The organism is Belliella kenyensis (assembly GCF_022549675.1).
Taxonomy (GTDB): Bacteria; Bacteroidota; Bacteroidia; order Cytophagales; family Cyclobacteriaceae; genus Belliella; species Belliella kenyensis.
Map to the genome: position 1 here is coordinate 1 of NZ_JAKZGR010000044.1, position 1,844 is coordinate 1,844.

General features: G+C 42.7%; 1 pseudogene. It reads left to right on the forward strand.

Annotation, left to right across the window (positions count from 1 at the left end):
- A pseudogene (locus MM214_RS18845) lies at positions 1–1,844 on the forward strand (carboxypeptidase-like regulatory domain-containing protein); the annotation flags it as partial.

Genomic DNA, 1,844 nt, shown 5'->3' on the forward strand with positions numbered 1-1,844 from the left:
GGTATCCAAGAGCGACCAATAGCAGGTAGTGGATCATTGATATTGGTTAACCAGAATGGTAACTTCCAGCATACAGTTTTTGACTTTGCGTTTAATTTTCTCGAAGAGAGTACTGATGGAGCACCAGGCTTTGTAACGGCTGTTCGCATAGTATCCTTCCCAATAGGAGCGGATAGCTTTGTGATAGATGGAGAGATGTATACTGCCTCCAACTGGCCATCAGCAGGTGTGATTGTACCTACCGATGAAAGAGGTTCACCAACAGTAGAGATTACAGTGGATCCGACTGAGGATAATGGAACCGAAGTATTATTCGAGTATTATGCCATAGATAATGCTGGATTTGAGAGTTTGCTTCCAGGAGAAGGGTTTATTTTATTCTTCCCGAATCCGGGCTTTGGCGGAAACAACAATACGATATCTGGTACAGTATTCAATGATGCGGATGGTTCTTCCAATGGAATCAATAATCTGTCTGGTATCACGATAGAAGGCATCAATGTGATCTTGATTGGTCCAGATATTTTTGGAAATGAAGTAGTGTATAATGTAAGAGAAGTAAGTTCAGAAGATGGGACTTTCAGTTTCACAGGACTGTCTAATGGGTCTTATAGAATACTCCTTACTACAGCTACAGCAGAGCCATTAGATCCTGTTTCCACGGTGTCAATTGATCTTCCATTGGGTTGGGTGAATACAGGAGAGAACTTGGGTACAGGAATCGGGAACGACGGATTGGCTGATGGTATTTTGGCTGTGCAGGTGAGTGGTGGAAATGTTTCCAATGCGAATTTCGGTATCCAAGAGCGACCAATAGCAGGTAGTGGATCATTGACATTAGTTAACCAGAATGGCAACTTCCAGCATACAGTTTTTGACTTTGCGTTTAATTTTCTCGAAGAGAGTACTGATGGAGCACCAGGCTTTGTAACGGCTGTTCGCATAGTATCCTTCCCAATAGGAGCGGATAGCTTTGTGATAGATGGAGAGATGTATACTGCCTCCAACTGGCCATCAGCAGGTGTGATTGTACCTACCGATGAAAGAGGTTCACCAACAGTAGAGATTACAGTTGATCCGACTGAGGATAATGGAACCGAAGTATTATTCGAGTATTATGCCATAGACAATGCTGGATTTGAGAGTTTGCTTCCAGGAGAAGGGTTTATTTTATTCTTCCCGAATCCGGGCTTTGGCGGAAACAACAATACGATATCTGGTACAGTATTCAATGATGCAGATGGGGCGTCCAATGGAATCAATAACCTATCTGGTATCACGATAGAAGGCATCAATGTGATTTTGATTGGTCCAGATATTTTTGGAAATGAAGTAGTGTATAATGTAAGAGAAGTAAGTTCAGAAGATGGGACTTTCAGTTTCACAGGACTGTCTAATGGGTCTTATAGAATACTCCTTACTACAGCTACAGCAGAGCCATTAGATCCTGTTTCCACGGTGTCAATTGATCTTCCATTGGGTTGGTTGAATACAGGAGAGAACTTGGGTACAGGAATAGGGAATGATGGAGTAGTTGATGGTATTTTGGCTGTGCAGGTGAGTGGTGGAAATGTTTCCAATGCGAATTTCGGTATCCAAGAGCGACCAGTAGCAGGAAGCGGGATACATGAAGCATTTAATCCAAATGGAAACATTCAATTGCCTGTTCCACCAACTGCTTTCACCAATGGGGATGGTATAATTGCAAACCCTAGTACAGATGGAGCACCAGGATTTGTGAGAGGTATAAGGATTACTTCATACCCTACAGGTGTAGCTAGTATTGTGATCAATGGTGTAAGCTACTCCTCTGGAGTTGATTCAGACATTGCGTCTCTGATAGC